This is a genomic window from Streptomyces sp. NPDC091371, assembly GCF_040684275.1.
Lineage (GTDB): Bacteria > Actinomycetota > Actinomycetes > Streptomycetales > Streptomycetaceae > Streptomyces.
Genome location: NZ_JBFBFP010000035.1, coordinates 38,001 through 54,403, shown reverse-complemented (window position 1 = coordinate 54,403; position 16,403 = coordinate 38,001). Strand labels below are relative to the sequence as shown.

The following is a 16,403-nucleotide window of genomic DNA, read 5'->3' as shown; positions in this document are numbered from 1 at the left end:
AGCCGCCATTTTAGGTCGCCGGTGTGGGGCGGCCCGCCGGGCCGAAGTGGCCGGTGCTTCCGCCTTGCGCCCGGTGTGTTTTCGTGCTGGGCATTTGTTTTGACCTACCTCTGTGAGGTAGGTACGCTCTGACCTTGTGCCTGGGGTGTGCCCTGGGCTCCCGCGTGTGCTTCAGACCCCGCGGTGAGCCGAGAAGACCACACCGCGATCCGCGCCCTCTTTCACCTCGGTGAAGGCGTGCAGGATCCGACACACCCGACCGCGTGGGTCGGCAAAGTTCCAGGTTAGCTTCACTACACGGCACACAGAAACCGGAGAAGTAGTGCCTACGATCCAGCAGCTGGTCCGTAAGGGCCGGCAGGACAAGGTCGAGAAGACAAAGACCCCCGCGCTCGAGGCTTCGCCCCAGCGTCGTGGTGTCTGCACGCGTGTGTTCACGACCACCCCGAAGAAGCCGAACTCGGCGCTCCGTAAGGTCGCGCGTGTGCGTCTGACCTCCGGCATCGAGGTCACCGCTTACATTCCGGGTGAGGGACACAACCTGCAGGAGCACTCGATCGTGCTCGTGCGTGGTGGCCGTGTGAAGGACCTGCCGGGTGTTCGTTACAAGATCATCCGCGGTGCGCTTGACACCCAGGCTGTCAAGAACCGCAAGCAGGCCCGCAGCCGCTACGGCGCCAAGAAGGAGAAGTAAGAATGCCTCGTAAGGGCCCCGCCCCGAAGCGCCCGGTCATCATCGACCCGGTCTACGCATCTCCTCTGGTGACCTCGCTCATCAACAAGATCCTCCTGAACGGCAAGCGCTCCACCGCCGAGCGCATCGTTTACGGCGCCATGGAAGGCCTCCGCGAGAAGACCGGCAACGACCCGGTCATCACGCTGAAGCGCGCGCTGGAGAACGTCAAGCCGTCCCTCGAGGTCAAGTCCCGCCGTGTCGGTGGCGCGACCTACCAGGTCCCCGTCGAGGTCAAGCCGGGTCGTCAGTCGACCCTGGCCCTCCGCTGGCTCGTGGGTTACTCCCGCGCCCGTCGTGAGAAGACCATGACCGAGCGCCTGATGAACGAGCTGCTCGACGCCTCCAACGGTCTTGGCGCTGCCGTCAAGAAGCGCGAGGACACGCACAAGATGGCCGAGTCCAACAAGGCCTTCGCGCACTACCGCTGGTAGTCCCACCCCACATCGAGACCGAGAGAAGACCGAAGCCTTATGGCTACCACTTCGCTTGACCTGGCCAAGGTCCGCAACATCGGGATCATGGCCCACATCGACGCGGGCAAGACGACCACCACCGAGCGCATCCTGTTCTACACCGGTGTGTCGTACAAGATCGGTGAGGTCCACGACGGCGCCGCCACGATGGACTGGATGGAGCAGGAGCAGGAGCGTGGTATCACCATCACGTCTGCCGCTACGACCTGCCACTGGCCGCTCGAAGATGTTGACCACACCATCAACATCATCGACACCCCCGGTCACGTCGACTTCACCGTCGAGGTGGAGCGTTCGCTCCGCGTCCTCGACGGCGCCGTCACCGTCTTCGACGGTGTGGCCGGCGTTGAGCCGCAGTCCGAGACCGTTTGGCGTCAGGCGGACCGCTACGGCGTGCCGCGCATCTGCTTCGTCAACAAGCTCGACCGCACCGGCGCCGAGTTCCACCGCTGCGTCGACATGATCAAGGACCGCCTCGGTGCGGTTCCGATCGTCATGCAGCTCCCCATCGGTGCCGAGGCCGACTTCCAGGGTGTCGTCGACCTCGTCACGATGAAGGCGTTCGTCTGGTCCGCCGAGGCGACCAAGGGCGAGATGTACGACATCGTCGACATCCCGGCCACGCACACCGAGGCTGCTGAAGAGTGGCGCGGCAAGCTGGTCGAGACCGTCGCCGAGAACGACGACGAGATCATGGAGCTGTTCCTCGAGGGCAACGAGCCCTCCGTCGAGCAGCTGCACGCCGCCGTCCGTCGCATCATCCTCGGCTCCGGCAAGGGCAAGGGCGAGCCCACGATCACTGCGGTGTTCTGTGGCACGGCGTTCAAGAACAAGGGTGTTCAGCCCCTGCTCGACGCCGTCGTCCGCTACCTGCCGTCGCCGCTGGACATCGAGGCCATCGAGGGCCACGACGTCCGCGACGCCGAGGTGGTCGTGAAGCGCAAGCCGTCCGACGAGGAGCCCCTCGCCGCGCTCGCGTTCAAGATCATGAGCGACCCGCACCTCGGTAAGCTCACCTTCGTCCGGGTTTACTCGGGCCGCCTGGAGGCCGGCACCGCGGTGCTGAACTCCGTCAAGGGCAAGAAGGAGCGCATCGGCAAGATCTACCGCATGCACGCCAACAAGCGTGAAGAGATCGACGCGGTGGGCGCCGGTGACATCGTCGCCGTCATGGGCCTGAAGCAGACCACCACCGGTGAGACGCTGTGTGACGACAAGAGCCCGGTGATCCTGGAGTCCATGGACTTCCCGGCCCCGGTCATCCAGGTCGCCATCGAGCCCAAGTCCAAGGGTGACCAGGAGAAGCTGGGTGTCGCCATCCAGCGTCTCGCGGAGGAGGACCCCTCCTTCCACGTTCACTCGGACGAGGAGACGGGCCAGACCATCCTCGGCGGTATGGGCGAGCTGCACCTCGAGGTGCTGGTCGACCGTATGAAGCGCGAGTTCAAGGTCGAGGCCAACGTCGGCAAGCCGCAGGTCGCGTACCGCGAGACGATCCGCAAGGCCGTCGAGCGCCACGACTACACGCACAAGAAGCAGACCGGTGGTACCGGTCAGTTCGCCAAGGTGCAGATCGCGATCGAGCCCATCACCGAGACCGATGGTCCGGCGTACGAGTTCGTGAACAAGGTCACCGGTGGACGCGTCCCGAAGGAGTACATCCCTTCGGTCGACGCCGGTGCGCAGGAAGCCATGCAGTTCGGCATCCTGGCCGGGTACGAGATGACGGGCGTTCGCGTCACGCTTCTCGACGGTGGCTACCACGAGGTCGACTCCTCCGAGCTCGCGTTCAAGATCGCCGGTTCGCAGGCCTTCAAGGAGGCCGCGCGCAAGGCTTCTCCCGTGCTCCTCGAGCCGATGATGGCCGTAGAGGTCACCACGCCCGAGGACTACATGGGTGACGTCATCGGCGACATCAACTCCCGCCGTGGCCAGATCCAGGCCATGGAGGAGCGTCACGGCGCTCGCGTCGTGAAGGGCCTCGTGCCGCTTTCGGAGATGTTCGGCTACGTCGGCGACCTCCGCAGCAAGACCTCGGGTCGCGCCAGCTACTCGATGCAGTTCGACTCCTACGCCGAGGTTCCCCGGAACGTCGCTGAGGAGATCATCGCGAAGGCCAAGGGCGAGTAACTCTTCCGAGTTCACGCTTTAGGCTTGCCACCGGAACCTCTGGGGCAACAGGAGTAACCCTCCCGTTGCCCCGGGGGAGCCGGCTATCCAGCAAAGATCACCTGGCGCCGACGATCAAGGCGTACAGAACCACTCTCAGGAGGACCCCCGTGGCGAAGGCGAAGTTCGAGCGGACTAAGCCGCACGTCAACATCGGCACCATCGGTCACATTGACCACGGTAAGACGACCCTCACGGCCGCCATTACCAAGGTGCTGCACGACAAGTACCCGGACCTGAACGCGGCCTCGGCCTTCGATCAGATCGACAAGGCTCCTGAGGAGCGCCAGCGCGGTATCACCATCTCCATCGCGCACGTCGAGTACCAGACCGAGGCGCGTCACTACGCCCACGTCGACTGCCCGGGTCACGCGGACTACATCAAGAACATGATCACCGGTGCCGCGCAGATGGACGGCGCGATCCTCGTGGTCGCCGCCACCGACGGCCCGATGCCGCAGACCAAGGAGCACGTGCTCCTGGCCCGCCAGGTCGGCGTTCCGTACATCGTTGTCGCCCTGAACAAGGCCGACATGGTGGACGACGAGGAGATCCTGGAGCTCGTCGAGCTCGAGGTCCGTGAGCTGCTCTCCGAGTACGAGTTCCCGGGCGACGACCTGCCGGTCGTCCGCGTCTCCGCGCTGAAGGCGCTCGAGGGCGACAAGGAGTGGGGCGACAAGCTCCTCGGCCTGATGGACGCCGTCGACGAGGCCATCCCGACCCCGCCGCGTGACACCGAGAAGCCGTTCCTCATGCCCGTCGAGGACGTCTTCACGATCACCGGTCGCGGTACGGTCGTCACCGGCCGTATCGAGCGTGGTGTCCTGAAGGTCAACGAGACCGTCGACATCATCGGTATCAAGGAAGAGAAGACCACCACCACGGTCACCGGTATCGAGATGTTCCGCAAGCTCCTCGACGAGGGCCAGGCGGGCGAGAACGTCGGTCTGCTCCTCCGTGGCATCAAGCGCGAGGACGTCGAGCGCGGCCAGGTCATCATCAAGCCCGGTTCGGTCACCCCGCACACCGAGTTCGAGGCCCAGGCCTACATCCTGTCGAAGGACGAGGGTGGCCGTCACACCCCGTTCTTCAACAACTACCGTCCGCAGTTCTACTTCCGTACCACGGACGTCACGGGTGTCGTCACCCTGCCGGCCGGCACGGAGATGGTCATGCCGGGCGACAACACCGAGATGTCGGTCGCGCTGATCCAGCCGGTCGCCATGGAGGAGGGCCTGAAGTTCGCCATCCGTGAGGGTGGTCGTACCGTGGGCGCCGGCCAGGTCGTCAAGATCACGAAGTAATTCGTGTTCTGACCTGGTAGCTCGCTGAGGCGGGCACCAAGTTCCACTGGAGGGCCCCGGCCCACCGCTTCGGCGGTGGGGCGGGGCCCTTCGGCGTTCCGGGGGGCCTCACCCGTCCGGTCGTCATCCCATCGGATGCGCTGCGGATGCCTCCCGCCGCGCGGCGGGCCATGCTGCGGTCACGGGCAGACACCGCAGGCAGCACCGCACAGACGAGGACCGCGTCATGTTCCAGCTCCAGCTCCGGCACGCCGGCGTCATCACCGGGGCGGCGCTGCTGCTCACGGCCACGGCCACGGCCTGCTCGGCCGGCAAGACCACCGTGGGCACGCTCAGCTTCCGCGCCCACGACTCCCCGGTCGTGCTCACGTACTCGAACACCCCCGTGCAGGGCTGCCACAAGATCCGGCTCCCGCACGGTGCGGCCCACGTGGAGAACAACACGCTGGTCGACGTGATCCTGTACCGGACGCCGAACTGCCAGAAGTCGGAGAGGGCCGAGGGGATCTACATCCCGACCTCCACCTCGAACGTGACGGCCACCGGCAGCCTGCCGTGGCGCAGCTTCTCCGTGGTCCACTGACGCGCGGAGGGCCGCACCCCGTGCGCACCGGGTGCGGCCCTCTTCCGTGGGGCGGCGGGTCAGCTCACGCGGAGCGACGCCGTGAACTCCGCGCAGGCCGCGTAGTCGGGCAGCAGCCCGGTCGCGATGGCCTCGGCCAGGGAGGGGGCGGCCTCGTCCCGGGGGGACAGCAGCGGGACCTCGGCCGGCCACTCGATGCCGAGCTCGGCGTCGAGCGGGTGCACGGCGTGCTCGCCGGCCGGGTTGTAGGTCTCGGAGCAGAGGTAGGCGAGCGTGGCGTCGTCGGTCAGCGCGCAGAAGCCGTGCCCCAGGCCCTCGGGGATGTAGACCGCGCGGCGGTCCACGTCGTCGAGGCGGACGCCCTCCCACCGGCCGAAGGTGGGGGAGCCGACGCGCAGGTCGACGGTGACGTCGAGCACGGCGCCGCGCACGCAGGTCACGTACTTGGCCTGGCCGCGCGGTACGTCGGCGAAGTGGATGCCGCGGACCACGCCGGCCGAGGAGACGGAGAGGTTCGCCTGCGCCAGGTGCAGCGGGTGGCCGACGGCCTCGGCGAGGCGGTCGAAGCGGTACCACTCGGTGAACAGGCCGCGCGGGTCGCCGTGCAGCTGCGGGGTGGCCTCGAAGGCGCCTTCGATGGAGAGTTCGCGGAACTTCACCGGGCGTCCTCCTCGGCGAGCAGTTGCAGCAGGTAGTCGCCGTAGCCGCTCTTCGCCAGCGGCTCGGCCAGCGCGCGCAGGCGCGCGGAGTCGATCAGTCCGGCCCGCCAGGCCGTCTCCTCGACGCAGCCGATCTTGAAGCCCTGGCGCTCCTCGATCACGCGGACGAACTCGGAGGCCTGCACCATCGAGACGAAGGTGCCGGTGTCGAGCCAGGCGGTACCCCGGTCCAGGACGGTCACGTGCAGCTCGCCGGCCTGGAGGTAGGCGTCGTTGACGGCGGTGATCTCCAGCTCGCCGCGGTCGCTGGGCTTGAGGTCGCGGGCTATCTCCACGACGCGGTTGTCGTAGAAGTACAGGCCCGGCACCGCGTAGCGGGACTTGGGCCTGTCCGGCTTCTCCTCGATGGAGATGGCCTGGCCCTTCGCGTCGAACTCGACGACGCCGTACGCCGTGGGGTCGGCCACCGGGTAGGCGAACACCCGGCCGCCCTTGGCGCCGGTGTGCTCCGCGAGGCGGGTGCCGAGGCCGCTGCCGTGGAAGATGTTGTCGCCGAGGATCAGCGCGACGGACTCGTCGCCGATGAAGTCGGCGCCGAGGAGGAACGCCTGGGCGATGCCCTCGGGGCGCTCCTGGACGGCGTACTCCAGCCGCAGGCCGAACTGCGAACCGTCGCCGAGCAGCCGTTCGAACTGGTCGCGGTCGTCCGGGGTGGTGATGATCAGGATCTCGCTGATCCCGGCCATCACCAGCGTGGACAGGGGGTAGTAGACCATCGGTTTGTCGAAGACGGGCAGCAGCTGTTTGGAGACTGCCCGGGTCAGCGGCCAGAGCCTTGATCCGGTGCCGCCGGCTAAGAGGATTCCACGCATGGATCAGCCCTAAGTGAGAGGAGCACGGGCGGAGTTGGGCGCGGGGTACGCGATTCCGAGGTGCGCCAGACTCCTCTAGACTCCTCGTATTATGTGCATTTTCGTGATCGGCGGAGGCGGCTTCACGAAGGTCGCCGGCAAGACGAATCCGGCTGTGCGGGGATGAGGGCGAACCCCGGCGCGGGGCGCTGGCTCGTCACCGGAGCCGCCGGAATGCTCGGCAGGGACGTTCTGGCCGTGCTCGGCGAGGAGGGCATCGAGGCCGTCGGCCTCGGCCGTACCGATCTCGACATCACCGACCGGGCTGCCGTCCGGGCCGCCGTCGAGGGCGTCGCCGTCGTCGTGAACTGCGCCGCCTGGACCGATGTGGACGGCGCCGAGAGCGCCGAGGACGCAGCCACGGCCGTCAACGGCACCGGCGTGCGCGTCCTCGCCGAGGCGTGCGCCGCCACCGGAGCGCGCCTGCTGCACGTCTCCACCGACTACGTGCTGCCGGGGGACGCCGCGCAGCCGTACCCGGAGGACGCCGGGACCGGTCCGGTCAACGCCTACGGGCGCGGCAAACTCGTCGGCGAGCGGGCCGTCGCGGAGCTGCTGCCGAAGGACGGCTACGTGGTGCGGACCGCGTGGCTGTACGGCGAGCACGGCCCGAACTTCGTCGCCACCATGCTGAAGCTGGCCGCCCAGCGGGACACCCTGGACGTGGTCGACGACCAGCACGGCCAGCCCACCTGGTCCCGCGCCCTGGCCCGCCGCCTGGCCGAGCTCGGCCGGGCCGCGCTGGAGGGCCGCGCCCCCGGCGGGATCTACCACGGCACCGCGAGCGGCCGGACCACCTGGATGGGGCTGGCGCGCGAGGCGTACCGGCTGGCCGGGCTCGATCCCGAGCGGATCCGGCCGACCACGTCGGAGGCGTTCGTCCGCCCCGCGGTCCGCCCCGCCTTCAGCGTGCTGGGCCACGACCGCTGGTCGGCGGCCGGACTGGAGCCGCTGGCCGACTGGCGGGCCCAGCTCGCCGAGGCGATGACCCGGCAGGCCTTCGCCGGTCTGGTCCCGGACGTCACCGGGAATTCCGCCAAGTGAACCAGCGCGACAAAACCGCACGTGAGAGGCTCCGCACCGGATGGTGCGGGCCTCTTGCACGTTCGGGGAACCAGGGTGGGGAATGGGCAGGAACGAGGACATGACAGACGGGCGGGGACCCTCCGACGAGGAGTGGGCCCGCTTCATGGAGCAGGCGGCCGCGGGGGACGGAAACGCTCCCAAGGAGCCGTCCGCGCGGGCGCGGATGGTGACCGAGCGGCTGCGGCACCAGCAGGACCCGCCGCCGGGGTGGCGCACCGGCCCCACGTGGCAGGAGAGGGAGGGCCGCGGCCGGCGCAAGCGGCGCCTCAAGGCGGTGCTGGCCGTGGTCGTCATCGCGGGCATCGCGCTGATCGCCGTACGGCCCGAGCTGGTCATCGACCGCGTCACGGGCAAGACGCAGGCCCGCGAGGACGCCAAGAACGCGGGCCCGCCGGCCCCGGAGACGGCCCGCCCGACCGCCCCGCCGCCGTCGGCGGATCCGGACGCCCCGACGCTGCAGGAGCCTTTCCGCGGCTCCCCGGCCCTCCAGTGGGCGGACGGCGCCGCCGGAATCGAGCTCCCCGCGGCCGAGGCCGTCGGCGGGGTGTCCAAGGAGAAGATCGCGGAGGGCCTCCAGAACGCCAAGGCGTTCCTGGTCGCGGCCAACCTGGACCCGGCGGTGCTGAAGGGGCAGCGGCCCGAGGCGGCCCTGGCCCTGCTGGACCCCAAGGACACCGACTCGGCCGCGCACCTGGAGAAGTCGCTGGCCCAGCCGGGCAAGCAGCAGGACCCGATGAACCTGTTCTCCCGGTACAACCCGGCCGAGCTGAAGCTCGTCGGCGAGGTGGTCAAGGTCCGCGGCCGGATGTGGGTGGAGCCCGGCAAGGAGGCCGGTCAGGCCCAGATCCGGGTCGACTACTCCTTCGTCTACCCGCTGGCGAAGGCCGCTCAGGGCGCGGACCGGGTCGAGCGGACCATCGTGCGCCGCGAGATCAGCTTCATGGTCGCGGACCCGCGCAAGTGGCAGGTCACCACCGGCCGGCTCCGACTCGCCGACTACCGCGTCGACCTCGCCAACAGCGCCTGCGAGGTGTACGACGGCTACATGCACCCGGGGTTCGACGCGGATCCGGTGACCGGAGTCACTCCCTCCGGGACGCCCGAGGACCCGTACGACCGGAGCAAGAGCATCGAGGCGACCAGCCAGGACGGCTGCGGGACGGTGTCCCGCTCCTGACCGGGGGAGATACCCCGCCCGGGCGGCACGGGTGCCATGGTTTGACCACTCAGTGTGGCGGGGTATTCTCTTCGGCCCGATTGGCCAGGTACGTGTCTCGTATGGCAGACTACTCAAGTTGCTCGGCTGAGTGCCGATGCTGCGCGCCTCCCGCCGGGAGGACCGGAAGCGAGTCCCACAGTACTCGTCGTCCTTAATCTGCCTCACGGGGCAGCAATGGGGGCGGACGTACGGGAATCTTCTGGGAAGTGTCAGCACGGTGCCCACCAGGCACTCGGTGGGTGTTTCTCCCCCGAAACGCGGTCACAGGGACCGCACCCCCTTGGATGAGGGAATTTCCGTATGGGAATTTTCTGTAGAGGGAGTGCGACACGCCCGACCGCGTGGGTCGGAGAGAAGCCGCGGGATCCGTCCCGCAGCCGCCCGAGGGCCAGAGCGTTCCACATACAGACAGGACTACGGAGTAGCCATGGCGGGACAGAAGATCCGCATCCGGCTCAAGGCCTACGACCACGAGGTCATCGACTCCTCGGCGAAGAAGATCGTCGAGACGGTGACCCGCACTGGTGCGTCGGTCGCGGGCCCGGTGCCGCTGCCCACTGAGAAGAACGTGTACTGCGTCATCAAGTCGCCGCACAAGTACAAGGACTCGCGCGAGCACTTCGAGATGCGCACGCACAAGCGCCTGATCGACATCCTCGACCCGACGCCCAAGACCGTTGACTCGCTGATGCGCCTGGACCTTCCGGCCGGCGTTGACATCGAGATCAAGCTCTGAGAGGCGTCGAGAAGATGGCAAAGCAGATCAAGGGCGTCCTGGGCGAGAAGCTCGGCATGACCCAGGTCTGGGACGAGAACAACCGTGTCGTCCCGGTGACCGTGGTCAAGGCCGGACCCTGCGTCGTTACCCAGGTCCGTACGAACGACATCGACGGCTACGAGTCGGTCCAGATCGCCTTCGGCGAGATCGACCCGCGCAAGGTGAACAAGCCCCTCAAGGGCCACTTCGCCAAGGCCGACGTGACCCCCCGCCGCCACCTGGTGGAGCTCCGCACCTCCGACGCCAGCGAGTACACGCTCGGCCAGGAGATCACTGCTGAGGTGTTCGAGTCCGGCGTCAAGGTTGACGTCACGGGCAACAGCAAGGGCAAGGGCTTCGCCGGTGTCATGAAGCGGCACAACTTCCGGGGCCTCGGCGCCGGTCACGGTGTGCAGCGCAAGCACCGCTCCCCCGGTTCGATCGGTGGCTGCGCCACCCCTGGGCGTGTCTTCAAGGGCATGCGCATGGCCGGTCGTATGGGTAACGAGCGCGTCACCACCCAGAACCTGACCATCCACGCGGTTGACGCGGAGAAGGGTCTGCTCCTCATCAAGGGTGCGGTCCCCGGTCCGAACGGCGGCCTCGTCCTGGTCCGTACCGCGGCCAAGGGGGCTTGAGGTAATGAGCACCATTGACATCCTTTCGCCGGCAGGCGACAAGGCCGGTACCGTCGAGCTCCCCGCGGAGATCTTCGACGCGAAGACCAGCGTTCCGCTGATCCACCAGGTCGTTGTCGCCCAGCTGGCTGCTGCCCGTCAGGGCACGCACAAGACCAAGCGTCGTGGCGAAGTCCGTGGTGGTGGCCGCAAGCCGTACCGCCAGAAGGGCACCGGCCGCGCTCGCCAGGGTTCGACCCGCGCTCCGCAGTTCGTCGGCGGTGGCGTCGTCCACGGCCCGCAGCCGCGTGACTACTCCCAGCGGACCCCCAAGAAGATGAAGGCCGCCGCCCTCCGCGGTGCCCTCTCGGACCGTGCGCGTCACTCCCGCATCCACGTCGTCACCGGCGTGGTCGAGGGTGCCGCCTCCACGAAGGCCGCCAAGACGCTGTTCGGCAAGATCTCGGAGCGCAAGAACCTGCTCCTGGTCGTCGACCGCTCCGAAGAGGCCGCGTGGCTGTCCGCCCGCAACCTGCCCCAGGTTCACATCCTGGAGCCGGGCCAGCTGAACACGTACGACGTGATCGTCTCTGACGACGTGGTCTTCACTCAGGCCGCTTTCGAGTCCTTCGTGTCTGGCCCCAAGGCCGATGAGACCGAAGGGAGCGACGCCTGATGTCTGAGGCGACCGTTACCAGCAAGACCTTCACCGACCCGCGCGACCTGCTGATCAAGCCGGTCGTCTCGGAGAAGAGCTACGCGCTGCTGGACGAGAACAAGTACACGTTCATCGTCGCGCCCGGCGCCAACAAGACCCAGATCAAGCAGGCCGTCGAGGCGGTCTTCTCGGTCAAGGTCACCGGGGTCAACACGATCAACCGTCAGGGTAAGCGCAAGCGCACCAAGACCGGTTTCGGCAAGCGCGCCAACACCAAGCGCGCCATCGTGACCCTTGCCGAGGGCAACCGTATCGACATCTTCGGCGGCCAGGCCTCCTAACGGAGGTCTAGTCGTCCGGAATCGGACGAGGACTGAGAAATGGGTATCCGCAAGTACAAGCCGACGACCCCGGGCCGTCGTGGCTCCAGCGTCGCCGACTTTGTCGAGATCACGCGGTCCACGCCGGAGAAGTCGCTGGTCCGCCCCCTGCACAGCAAGGGCGGCCGTAACAACACCGGTCGTGTGACCGTTCGCCACCAGGGCGGTGGCCACAAGCGCGCCTACCGCGTGATCGACTTCCGTCGTCACGACAAGGACGGCGTGCCGGCCAAGGTCGCGCACATCGAGTACGACCCCAACCGCACCGCGCGCATCGCGCTGCTGCACTACGCCGACGGCGAGAAGCGCTACATCATCGCGCCGCGCGGTCTGCAGCAGGGTGACCGGATTGAGAACGGCCCCACGGCCGACATCAAGCCGGGCAACAACCTCGCGCTCCGCAACATCCCGGTCGGTACCACGATCCACGCGATCGAGCTCCGCCCCGGTGGCGGCGCCAAGTTCGCGCGTTCGGCTGGTGCCTCCGTGCAGCTGCTGGCGAAGGAGGGCGTCATGGCCCACCTCCGCATGCCGTCCGGTGAGATCCGTCTCGTCGACGCGCGCTGCCGCGCCACGGTCGGCGAGGTCGGCAACGCCGAGCAGTCGAACATCAACTGGGGCAAGGCCGGCCGCATGCGCTGGAAGGGCGTTCGCCCGACCGTCCGCGGTGTCGCGATGAACCCGGTTGACCACCCGCACGGTGGTGGTGAGGGCAAGACCAGTGGTGGTCGCCACCCGGTCTCCCCGTGGGGTCAGAAGGAGGGTCGTACTCGCTCGCCGAAGAAGGCTTCGAGCAAGTACATCGTCCGCCGCCGCAAGACGAACAAGAAGCGCTAGGAGCGGGTTTAGATGCCGCGCAGTCTCAAGAAGGGGCCCTTCGTCGACGACCACCTCGTAAAGAAGGTGGATGTCCAGAACGAAGCCGGCACCAAGAACGTCATCAAGACCTGGTCCCGTCGCTCGATGATCATCCCCAGCATGCTGGGTCACACCATCGCGGTGCACAACGGCAAGACCCACGTCCCGGTGTTCGTCACCGAGTCGATGGTCGGCCACAAGCTCGGCGAGTTCTCGCCGACTCGCACCTTCCGCGGCCACGTCAAGGACGACCGGAAGTCGAAGCGCCGCTAAAGGCGGGGTGGTTACGACTATGACTTACACCGAAGGGACAACCATGGAAGCCAGGGCCCAGGCGCGGTACATCCGCGTCACGCCCATGAAGGCCCGCCGAGTGGTGGACCTTATCCGTGGCATGGATGCCACGGAGGCTCAGGCGGTCCTGCGTTTCGCCCCGCAGGCCGCGAGCGTGCCGGTCGGCAAGGTGCTGGACAGCGCCATTGCCAACGCCGCACACAACTACAACCACCCGGACGCCTCCACGCTGGTCATCAGCGAGGCGTACGTGGACGAGGGCCCGACCCTGAAGCGGTTCCGTCCGCGTGCCCAGGGCCGTGCCTACCGGATCCGCAAGCGGACCAGCCACATCACCGTGGTCGTCAGCAGCAAGGAAGGTTCCCGGTAATGGGCCAGAAGGTAAACCCGCACGGGTTCCGACTCGGCATCACCACCGACTTCAAGTCGCGTTGGTACGCCGACAAGCTGTACAAGGACTACGTCAAGGAAGACGTCGCCATCCGTCGGATGATGACGTCCGGCATGGAGCGCGCCGGCATCTCGAAGGTTGAGATCGAGCGCACCCGTGACCGCGTGCGTGTGGACATCCACACCGCTCGTCCGGGCATCGTCATCGGCCGCCGTGGCGCCGAGGCCGACCGCATCCGCGGTGACCTCGAGAAGCTCACGGGCAAGCAGGTCCAGCTGAACATCCTCGAGGTCAAGAACCCCGAGCTTGACGCTCAGCTGGTTGCCCAGGCCGTTGCCGAGCAGCTCTCCTCCCGCGTCTCCTTCCGTCGTGCCATGCGCAAGAGCATGCAGGGCACCATGAAGGCCGGCGCCAAGGGCATCAAGATCCAGTGTGGCGGCCGTCTCGGCGGCGCCGAGATGTCCCGCTCCGAGTTCTACCGCGAGGGTCGTGTGCCACTGCACACGCTGCGCGCGAACGTGGACTACGGCTTCTTCGAGGCCAAGACCACCTTCGGCCGTATCGGTGTGAAGGTCTGGATCTACAAGGGCGACGTCAAGAACATCGCCGAGGTTCGCGCCGAGAACGCTGCGGCCCGTGCGGGTAACCGCCCGGCCCGTGGTGCCGGCGCTGGCGACCGTCCCGCCGGCCGTGGTGGCCGTGGTGGCGAGCGCGGCGGCCGTGGTGGCCGCAAGCCGCAGCAGGCTGCTGGTGTGGAGGCCCCCAAGGCCGACGCCCCCGCCGCCGCTCCGGCTGAGAGCACCGGAACGGAGGCCTGACCAACATGCTGATCCCTCGTAGGGTCAAGCACCGTAAGCAGCACCACCCGAAGCGCAGCGGTATGGCCAAGGGCGGTACTGAGGTCACGTTCGGTGAGTACGGCATTCAGGCGCTGACCCCGGCGTACGTGACGAACCGCCAGATCGAGGCGGCTCGTATCGCGATGACCCGCCACATCAAGCGTGGCGGCAAGGTCTGGATCAACATCTACCCGGACCGCCCGCTGACGAAGAAGCCGGCCGAAACCCGCATGGGTTCCGGTAAGGGTTCTCCCGAGTGGTGGATCGCCAACGTGCACCCGGGCCGGGTCATGTTCGAGCTGTCCTACCCGAACGAGAAGATTGCTCGTGAGGCGCTCACCCGCGCTGCTCACAAGCTTCCGATGAAGTGCCGGATTGTTCGGCGCGAGGCAGGTGAGTCGTGATGGCGACGGGAACCAAGGCGTCCGAGCTGCGTGAGCTCGGCAACGAGGAGCTCGTTGGCAAGCTGCGCGAGGCCAAGGAGGAGCTGTTCAAGCTCCGCTTCCAGGCGGCCACGGGTCAGCTGGAGAACAACGGCCGGCTCAAGTCCGTCCGTAAGGACATCGCTCGCATCTACACCCTGATGCACGAGCGTGAGCTCGGTATCGAGACGGTGGAGAGCGCCTGATGAGCGAGAACAACGTGACTGAGAAGACCGAGCGCGGTTTCCGCAAGACCCGTGAGGGTCTGGTCGTCAGCGACAAGATGGACAAGACCGTCGTCGTCGCCGTCGAGGACCGCGTGAAGCACGCCCTGTACGGCAAGGTCATCCGCCGTACGAACAAGCTCAAGGCGCACGACGAGCAGAACGCTGCCGGCGTCGGCGACCGCGTCCTCATCATGGAGACGCGTCCGCTGTCGGCGAGCAAGCGCTGGCGCATCGTCGAGATCCTCGAGAAGGCCAAGTAATTACTTGAGGGGTTTCCCTCAAGTTCGTTCCGCCAGGCTCGGTGGGGGCCACCGCTCTTCGGAGTGTGAGGCCCCCGCCGGGAACCGGCAGACAAACAGGAGATACACGTGATCCAGCAGGAGTCGCGACTGCGTATCGCCGACAACACTGGTGCCAAGGAAATCCTTTGCATCCGTGTTCTCGGTGGTTCCGGTCGCCGCTACGCGGGCATCGGTGACGTCATCGTCGCCACCGTCAAGGACGCGATCCCCGGTGGCAACGTGAAGAAGGGTGACGTCGTCAAGGCGGTCATCGTTCGCACCGTCAAGGAGCGTCGCCGCCAGGACGGCTCGTACATCCGCTTTGACGAGAATGCCGCCGTCATTCTGAAGAACGACGGCGACCCTCGCGGCACCCGTATCTTCGGCCCGGTGGGCCGTGAGCTGCGCGAGAAGAAGTTCATGAAGATCATCTCGCTCGCGCCGGAGGTGCTGTAAGCATGAAGATCAAGAAGGGCGACCTGGTTCAGGTCATCACCGGTAAGGACAAGGGCAAGCAGGGCAAGGTCATCGTCGCCTTCCCCGCTGACAACCGCGTCCTGGTCGAGGGTGTCAACCGGGTCAAGAAGCACACCAAGGCTGCGCAGAACCAGGCCGGTGGCATTGTGATCACCGAGGCCCCGGTCCACGTCAGCAACGTTCAGCTGGTTGTGGAGAAGGACGGCAAGAAGGTCGTCACCCGCGTCGGCTACCGCTTCGACGACGAGGGCAACAAGATCCGCGTTGCCAAGCGGACGGGTGAGGACATCTGATGGCTACCACTCCGCGTCTCAAGACGAAGTACCGCGAGGACATCGCGGGCAAGCTGCGTGAGGAGTTCTCCTACGAGAACGTCATGCAGATCCCCGGTCTCGTCAAGATCGTCGTGAACATGGGTGTCGGCGACGCCGCCCGTGACTCGAAGCTGATCGACGGCGCCATCCGCGACCTGACGACGATCACCGGTCAGAAGCCGGCCGTCACGAAGGCCCGCAAGTCCATCGCGCAGTTCAAGCTGCGCGAGGGTCAGCCGATCGGCTGCCACGTCACCCTCCGTGGTGACCGCATGTGGGAGTTCCTGGACCGTACGCTGTCGCTCGCGCTGCCGCGTATCCGTGACTTCCGTGGTCTGTCGCCGAAGCAGTTCGACGGCCGTGGCAACTACACCTTCGGTCTCACGGAGCAGGTCATGTTCCACGAGATCGACCAGGACAAGATCGACCGTACCCGGGGTATGGACATCACCGTGGTCACCACGGCGACCAACGACGCTGAGGGCCGCGCGCTCCTTCGTCACCTCGGCTTCCCCTTCAAGGAGGCGTAAGCGAGATGGCGAAGAAGGCTCTCATCGCGAAGGCTGCCCGCAAGCCCAAGTTCGGTGTGCGTGCGTACACCCGCTGCCAGCGCTGCGGTCGTCCCCACTCCGTGTACCGCAAGTTCGGCCTGTGCCGCGTCTGCCTTCGTGAGATGGCTCACCGTGGCGAGCTGCCGGGCGTGACCAAGAGCTCCTGGTAAATCCTCCCGCCCTTTGGGTGTTGAGGT

General features: G+C 67.0%; 24 protein-coding genes. 22 read left to right on the top strand and 2 right to left on the bottom strand.

Translation table 11 applies throughout. The annotated features are described in order from the left end of the window. The first annotated feature begins 322 nt into the window (after nucleotides 1-322). The 5 genes from rpsL (at nucleotide 323) to AB0O21_RS29330 (ending at nucleotide 5,265) form a co-directional block, all read left to right on the top strand. Nucleotides 323-694 carry a 30S ribosomal protein S12 gene (gene rpsL, locus AB0O21_RS29350; RefSeq protein WP_007265893.1) on the top strand — a complete coding sequence of 124 codons (372 nt, stop codon included), beginning with the start codon at nucleotides 323-325 and terminating at the stop codon, nucleotides 692-694. Nucleotides 695-696: 2 nt separating this feature from the next. After that, nucleotides 697-1,167, top strand: a complete 471-nt coding sequence (gene rpsG, locus AB0O21_RS29345) for a 30S ribosomal protein S7 (RefSeq protein WP_007265894.1) — start codon at nucleotides 697-699, stop codon at nucleotides 1,165-1,167. 39 nt (nucleotides 1,168-1,206) lie between these two features. Further along, on the top strand, nucleotides 1,207-3,339 hold the full coding sequence (gene fusA, locus AB0O21_RS29340; protein ID WP_365175873.1) for an elongation factor G: 2,133 nt from the start codon (nucleotides 1,207-1,209) through the stop codon (nucleotides 3,337-3,339). A 149-nt stretch (nucleotides 3,340-3,488) separates the two neighbouring features. After that, nucleotides 3,489-4,682, top strand: coding sequence for an elongation factor Tu (tuf, locus tag AB0O21_RS29335; protein WP_365175872.1), 1,194 nt, complete (start codon nucleotides 3,489-3,491; stop codon nucleotides 4,680-4,682). A gap of 226 nt (nucleotides 4,683-4,908) precedes the next feature. Next, nucleotides 4,909-5,265, top strand: a complete 357-nt coding sequence (locus AB0O21_RS29330; protein WP_365175871.1) for a hypothetical protein — start codon at nucleotides 4,909-4,911, stop codon at nucleotides 5,263-5,265. A gap of 59 nt (nucleotides 5,266-5,324) precedes the next feature. On the opposite strand, the gene rfbC is transcribed toward AB0O21_RS29330, so the two are convergent. Continuing rightward, entirely contained in the window at nucleotides 5,325-5,924 is a 600-nt protein-coding gene (gene rfbC, locus AB0O21_RS29325) for a dTDP-4-dehydrorhamnose 3,5-epimerase (RefSeq protein ID WP_365175870.1), read from the bottom strand. After that, nucleotides 5,921-6,796 carry a glucose-1-phosphate thymidylyltransferase RfbA gene (gene rfbA, locus AB0O21_RS29320; protein WP_365175869.1) on the bottom strand — a complete coding sequence of 292 codons (876 nt, stop codon included), beginning with the start codon at nucleotides 6,794-6,796 and terminating at the stop codon, nucleotides 5,921-5,923. Before rfbA ends, rfbC begins: the two co-directional genes overlap by 4 nt. Before the next feature lie 162 nt (nucleotides 6,797-6,958). Between rfbA and rfbD the strand changes: the two genes are divergently transcribed. From rfbD to AB0O21_RS29235, 17 genes are all read left to right on the top strand, one after another. Continuing rightward, entirely contained in the window at nucleotides 6,959-7,879 is a 921-nt protein-coding gene (rfbD, locus tag AB0O21_RS29315) for a dTDP-4-dehydrorhamnose reductase (RefSeq protein WP_365175868.1), read from the top strand. Nucleotides 7,880-7,979: 100 nt separating this feature from the next. Continuing rightward, nucleotides 7,980-9,098, top strand: a complete 1,119-nt coding sequence (locus AB0O21_RS29310) for a hypothetical protein (protein ID WP_365175867.1) — start codon at nucleotides 7,980-7,982, stop codon at nucleotides 9,096-9,098. A 469-nt stretch (nucleotides 9,099-9,567) separates the two neighbouring features. Next, nucleotides 9,568-9,876, top strand: a complete 309-nt coding sequence (gene rpsJ / locus AB0O21_RS29305) for a 30S ribosomal protein S10 (protein ID WP_003948644.1) — start codon at nucleotides 9,568-9,570, stop codon at nucleotides 9,874-9,876. A 14-nt stretch (nucleotides 9,877-9,890) separates the two neighbouring features. After that, a complete protein-coding gene (rplC, locus tag AB0O21_RS29300) occupies nucleotides 9,891-10,535 on the top strand; it encodes a 50S ribosomal protein L3 (RefSeq protein WP_007265899.1) in 645 nt (214 codons plus the stop codon). A gap of 4 nt (nucleotides 10,536-10,539) precedes the next feature. After that, complete coding sequence (gene rplD, locus AB0O21_RS29295; protein ID WP_267033229.1) at nucleotides 10,540-11,190, top strand: 50S ribosomal protein L4; 651 nt, start codon at nucleotides 10,540-10,542, stop codon at nucleotides 11,188-11,190. Then, nucleotides 11,190-11,513: a 50S ribosomal protein L23 gene (rplW, locus tag AB0O21_RS29290; RefSeq protein WP_007265901.1), complete on the top strand. Its 324-nt coding sequence runs from the start codon at nucleotides 11,190-11,192 to the stop codon at nucleotides 11,511-11,513. The genes rplD and rplW overlap by 1 nt, the downstream gene beginning before the upstream one ends. A gap of 39 nt (nucleotides 11,514-11,552) precedes the next feature. Then, the gene (rplB, locus tag AB0O21_RS29285) at nucleotides 11,553-12,389 is read left to right on the top strand and encodes a 50S ribosomal protein L2 (RefSeq protein WP_007265902.1); all 837 of its coding nucleotides are present in this window, start codon (nucleotides 11,553-11,555) and stop codon (nucleotides 12,387-12,389) included. Nucleotides 12,390-12,401: 12 nt separating this feature from the next. Continuing rightward, nucleotides 12,402-12,683 carry a 30S ribosomal protein S19 gene (rpsS, locus tag AB0O21_RS29280; protein ID WP_008739713.1) on the top strand — a complete coding sequence of 94 codons (282 nt, stop codon included), beginning with the start codon at nucleotides 12,402-12,404 and terminating at the stop codon, nucleotides 12,681-12,683. Between the two features lie 43 nt (nucleotides 12,684-12,726). Next, nucleotides 12,727-13,074 carry a 50S ribosomal protein L22 gene (gene rplV, locus AB0O21_RS29275; RefSeq protein ID WP_007265904.1) on the top strand — a complete coding sequence of 116 codons (348 nt, stop codon included), beginning with the start codon at nucleotides 12,727-12,729 and terminating at the stop codon, nucleotides 13,072-13,074. Further along, the gene (gene rpsC / locus AB0O21_RS29270) at nucleotides 13,074-13,913 is read left to right on the top strand and encodes a 30S ribosomal protein S3 (protein WP_280917079.1); all 840 of its coding nucleotides are present in this window, start codon (nucleotides 13,074-13,076) and stop codon (nucleotides 13,911-13,913) included. Before rplV ends, rpsC begins: the two co-directional genes overlap by 1 nt. A gap of 5 nt (nucleotides 13,914-13,918) precedes the next feature. Continuing rightward, the gene (gene rplP / locus AB0O21_RS29265; RefSeq protein WP_008739704.1) at nucleotides 13,919-14,338 is read left to right on the top strand and encodes a 50S ribosomal protein L16; all 420 of its coding nucleotides are present in this window, start codon (nucleotides 13,919-13,921) and stop codon (nucleotides 14,336-14,338) included. Next, complete coding sequence (rpmC, locus tag AB0O21_RS29260) at nucleotides 14,338-14,562, top strand: 50S ribosomal protein L29 (protein WP_008739703.1); 225 nt, start codon at nucleotides 14,338-14,340, stop codon at nucleotides 14,560-14,562. Before rplP ends, rpmC begins: the two co-directional genes overlap by 1 nt. After that, the gene (rpsQ, locus tag AB0O21_RS29255) at nucleotides 14,562-14,843 is read left to right on the top strand and encodes a 30S ribosomal protein S17 (RefSeq protein ID WP_030008467.1); all 282 of its coding nucleotides are present in this window, start codon (nucleotides 14,562-14,564) and stop codon (nucleotides 14,841-14,843) included. The genes rpmC and rpsQ overlap by 1 nt, the downstream gene beginning before the upstream one ends. 108 nt (nucleotides 14,844-14,951) lie before the next feature. Continuing rightward, a complete protein-coding gene (gene rplN / locus AB0O21_RS29250; protein WP_008739701.1) occupies nucleotides 14,952-15,320 on the top strand; it encodes a 50S ribosomal protein L14 in 369 nt (122 codons plus the stop codon). A 2-nt stretch (nucleotides 15,321-15,322) separates the two neighbouring features. After that, entirely contained in the window at nucleotides 15,323-15,634 is a 312-nt protein-coding gene (rplX, locus tag AB0O21_RS29245) for a 50S ribosomal protein L24 (protein WP_030008468.1), read from the top strand. Then, complete coding sequence (rplE, locus tag AB0O21_RS29240; protein WP_030154702.1) at nucleotides 15,634-16,185, top strand: 50S ribosomal protein L5; 552 nt, start codon at nucleotides 15,634-15,636, stop codon at nucleotides 16,183-16,185. The genes rplX and rplE overlap by 1 nt, the downstream gene beginning before the upstream one ends. Nucleotides 16,186-16,190: 5 nt before the next feature. Then, on the top strand, nucleotides 16,191-16,376 hold the full coding sequence (locus AB0O21_RS29235) for a type Z 30S ribosomal protein S14 (RefSeq protein WP_003956452.1): 186 nt from the start codon (nucleotides 16,191-16,193) through the stop codon (nucleotides 16,374-16,376). The last annotated feature ends 27 nt before the right edge of the window (nucleotides 16,377-16,403 follow it).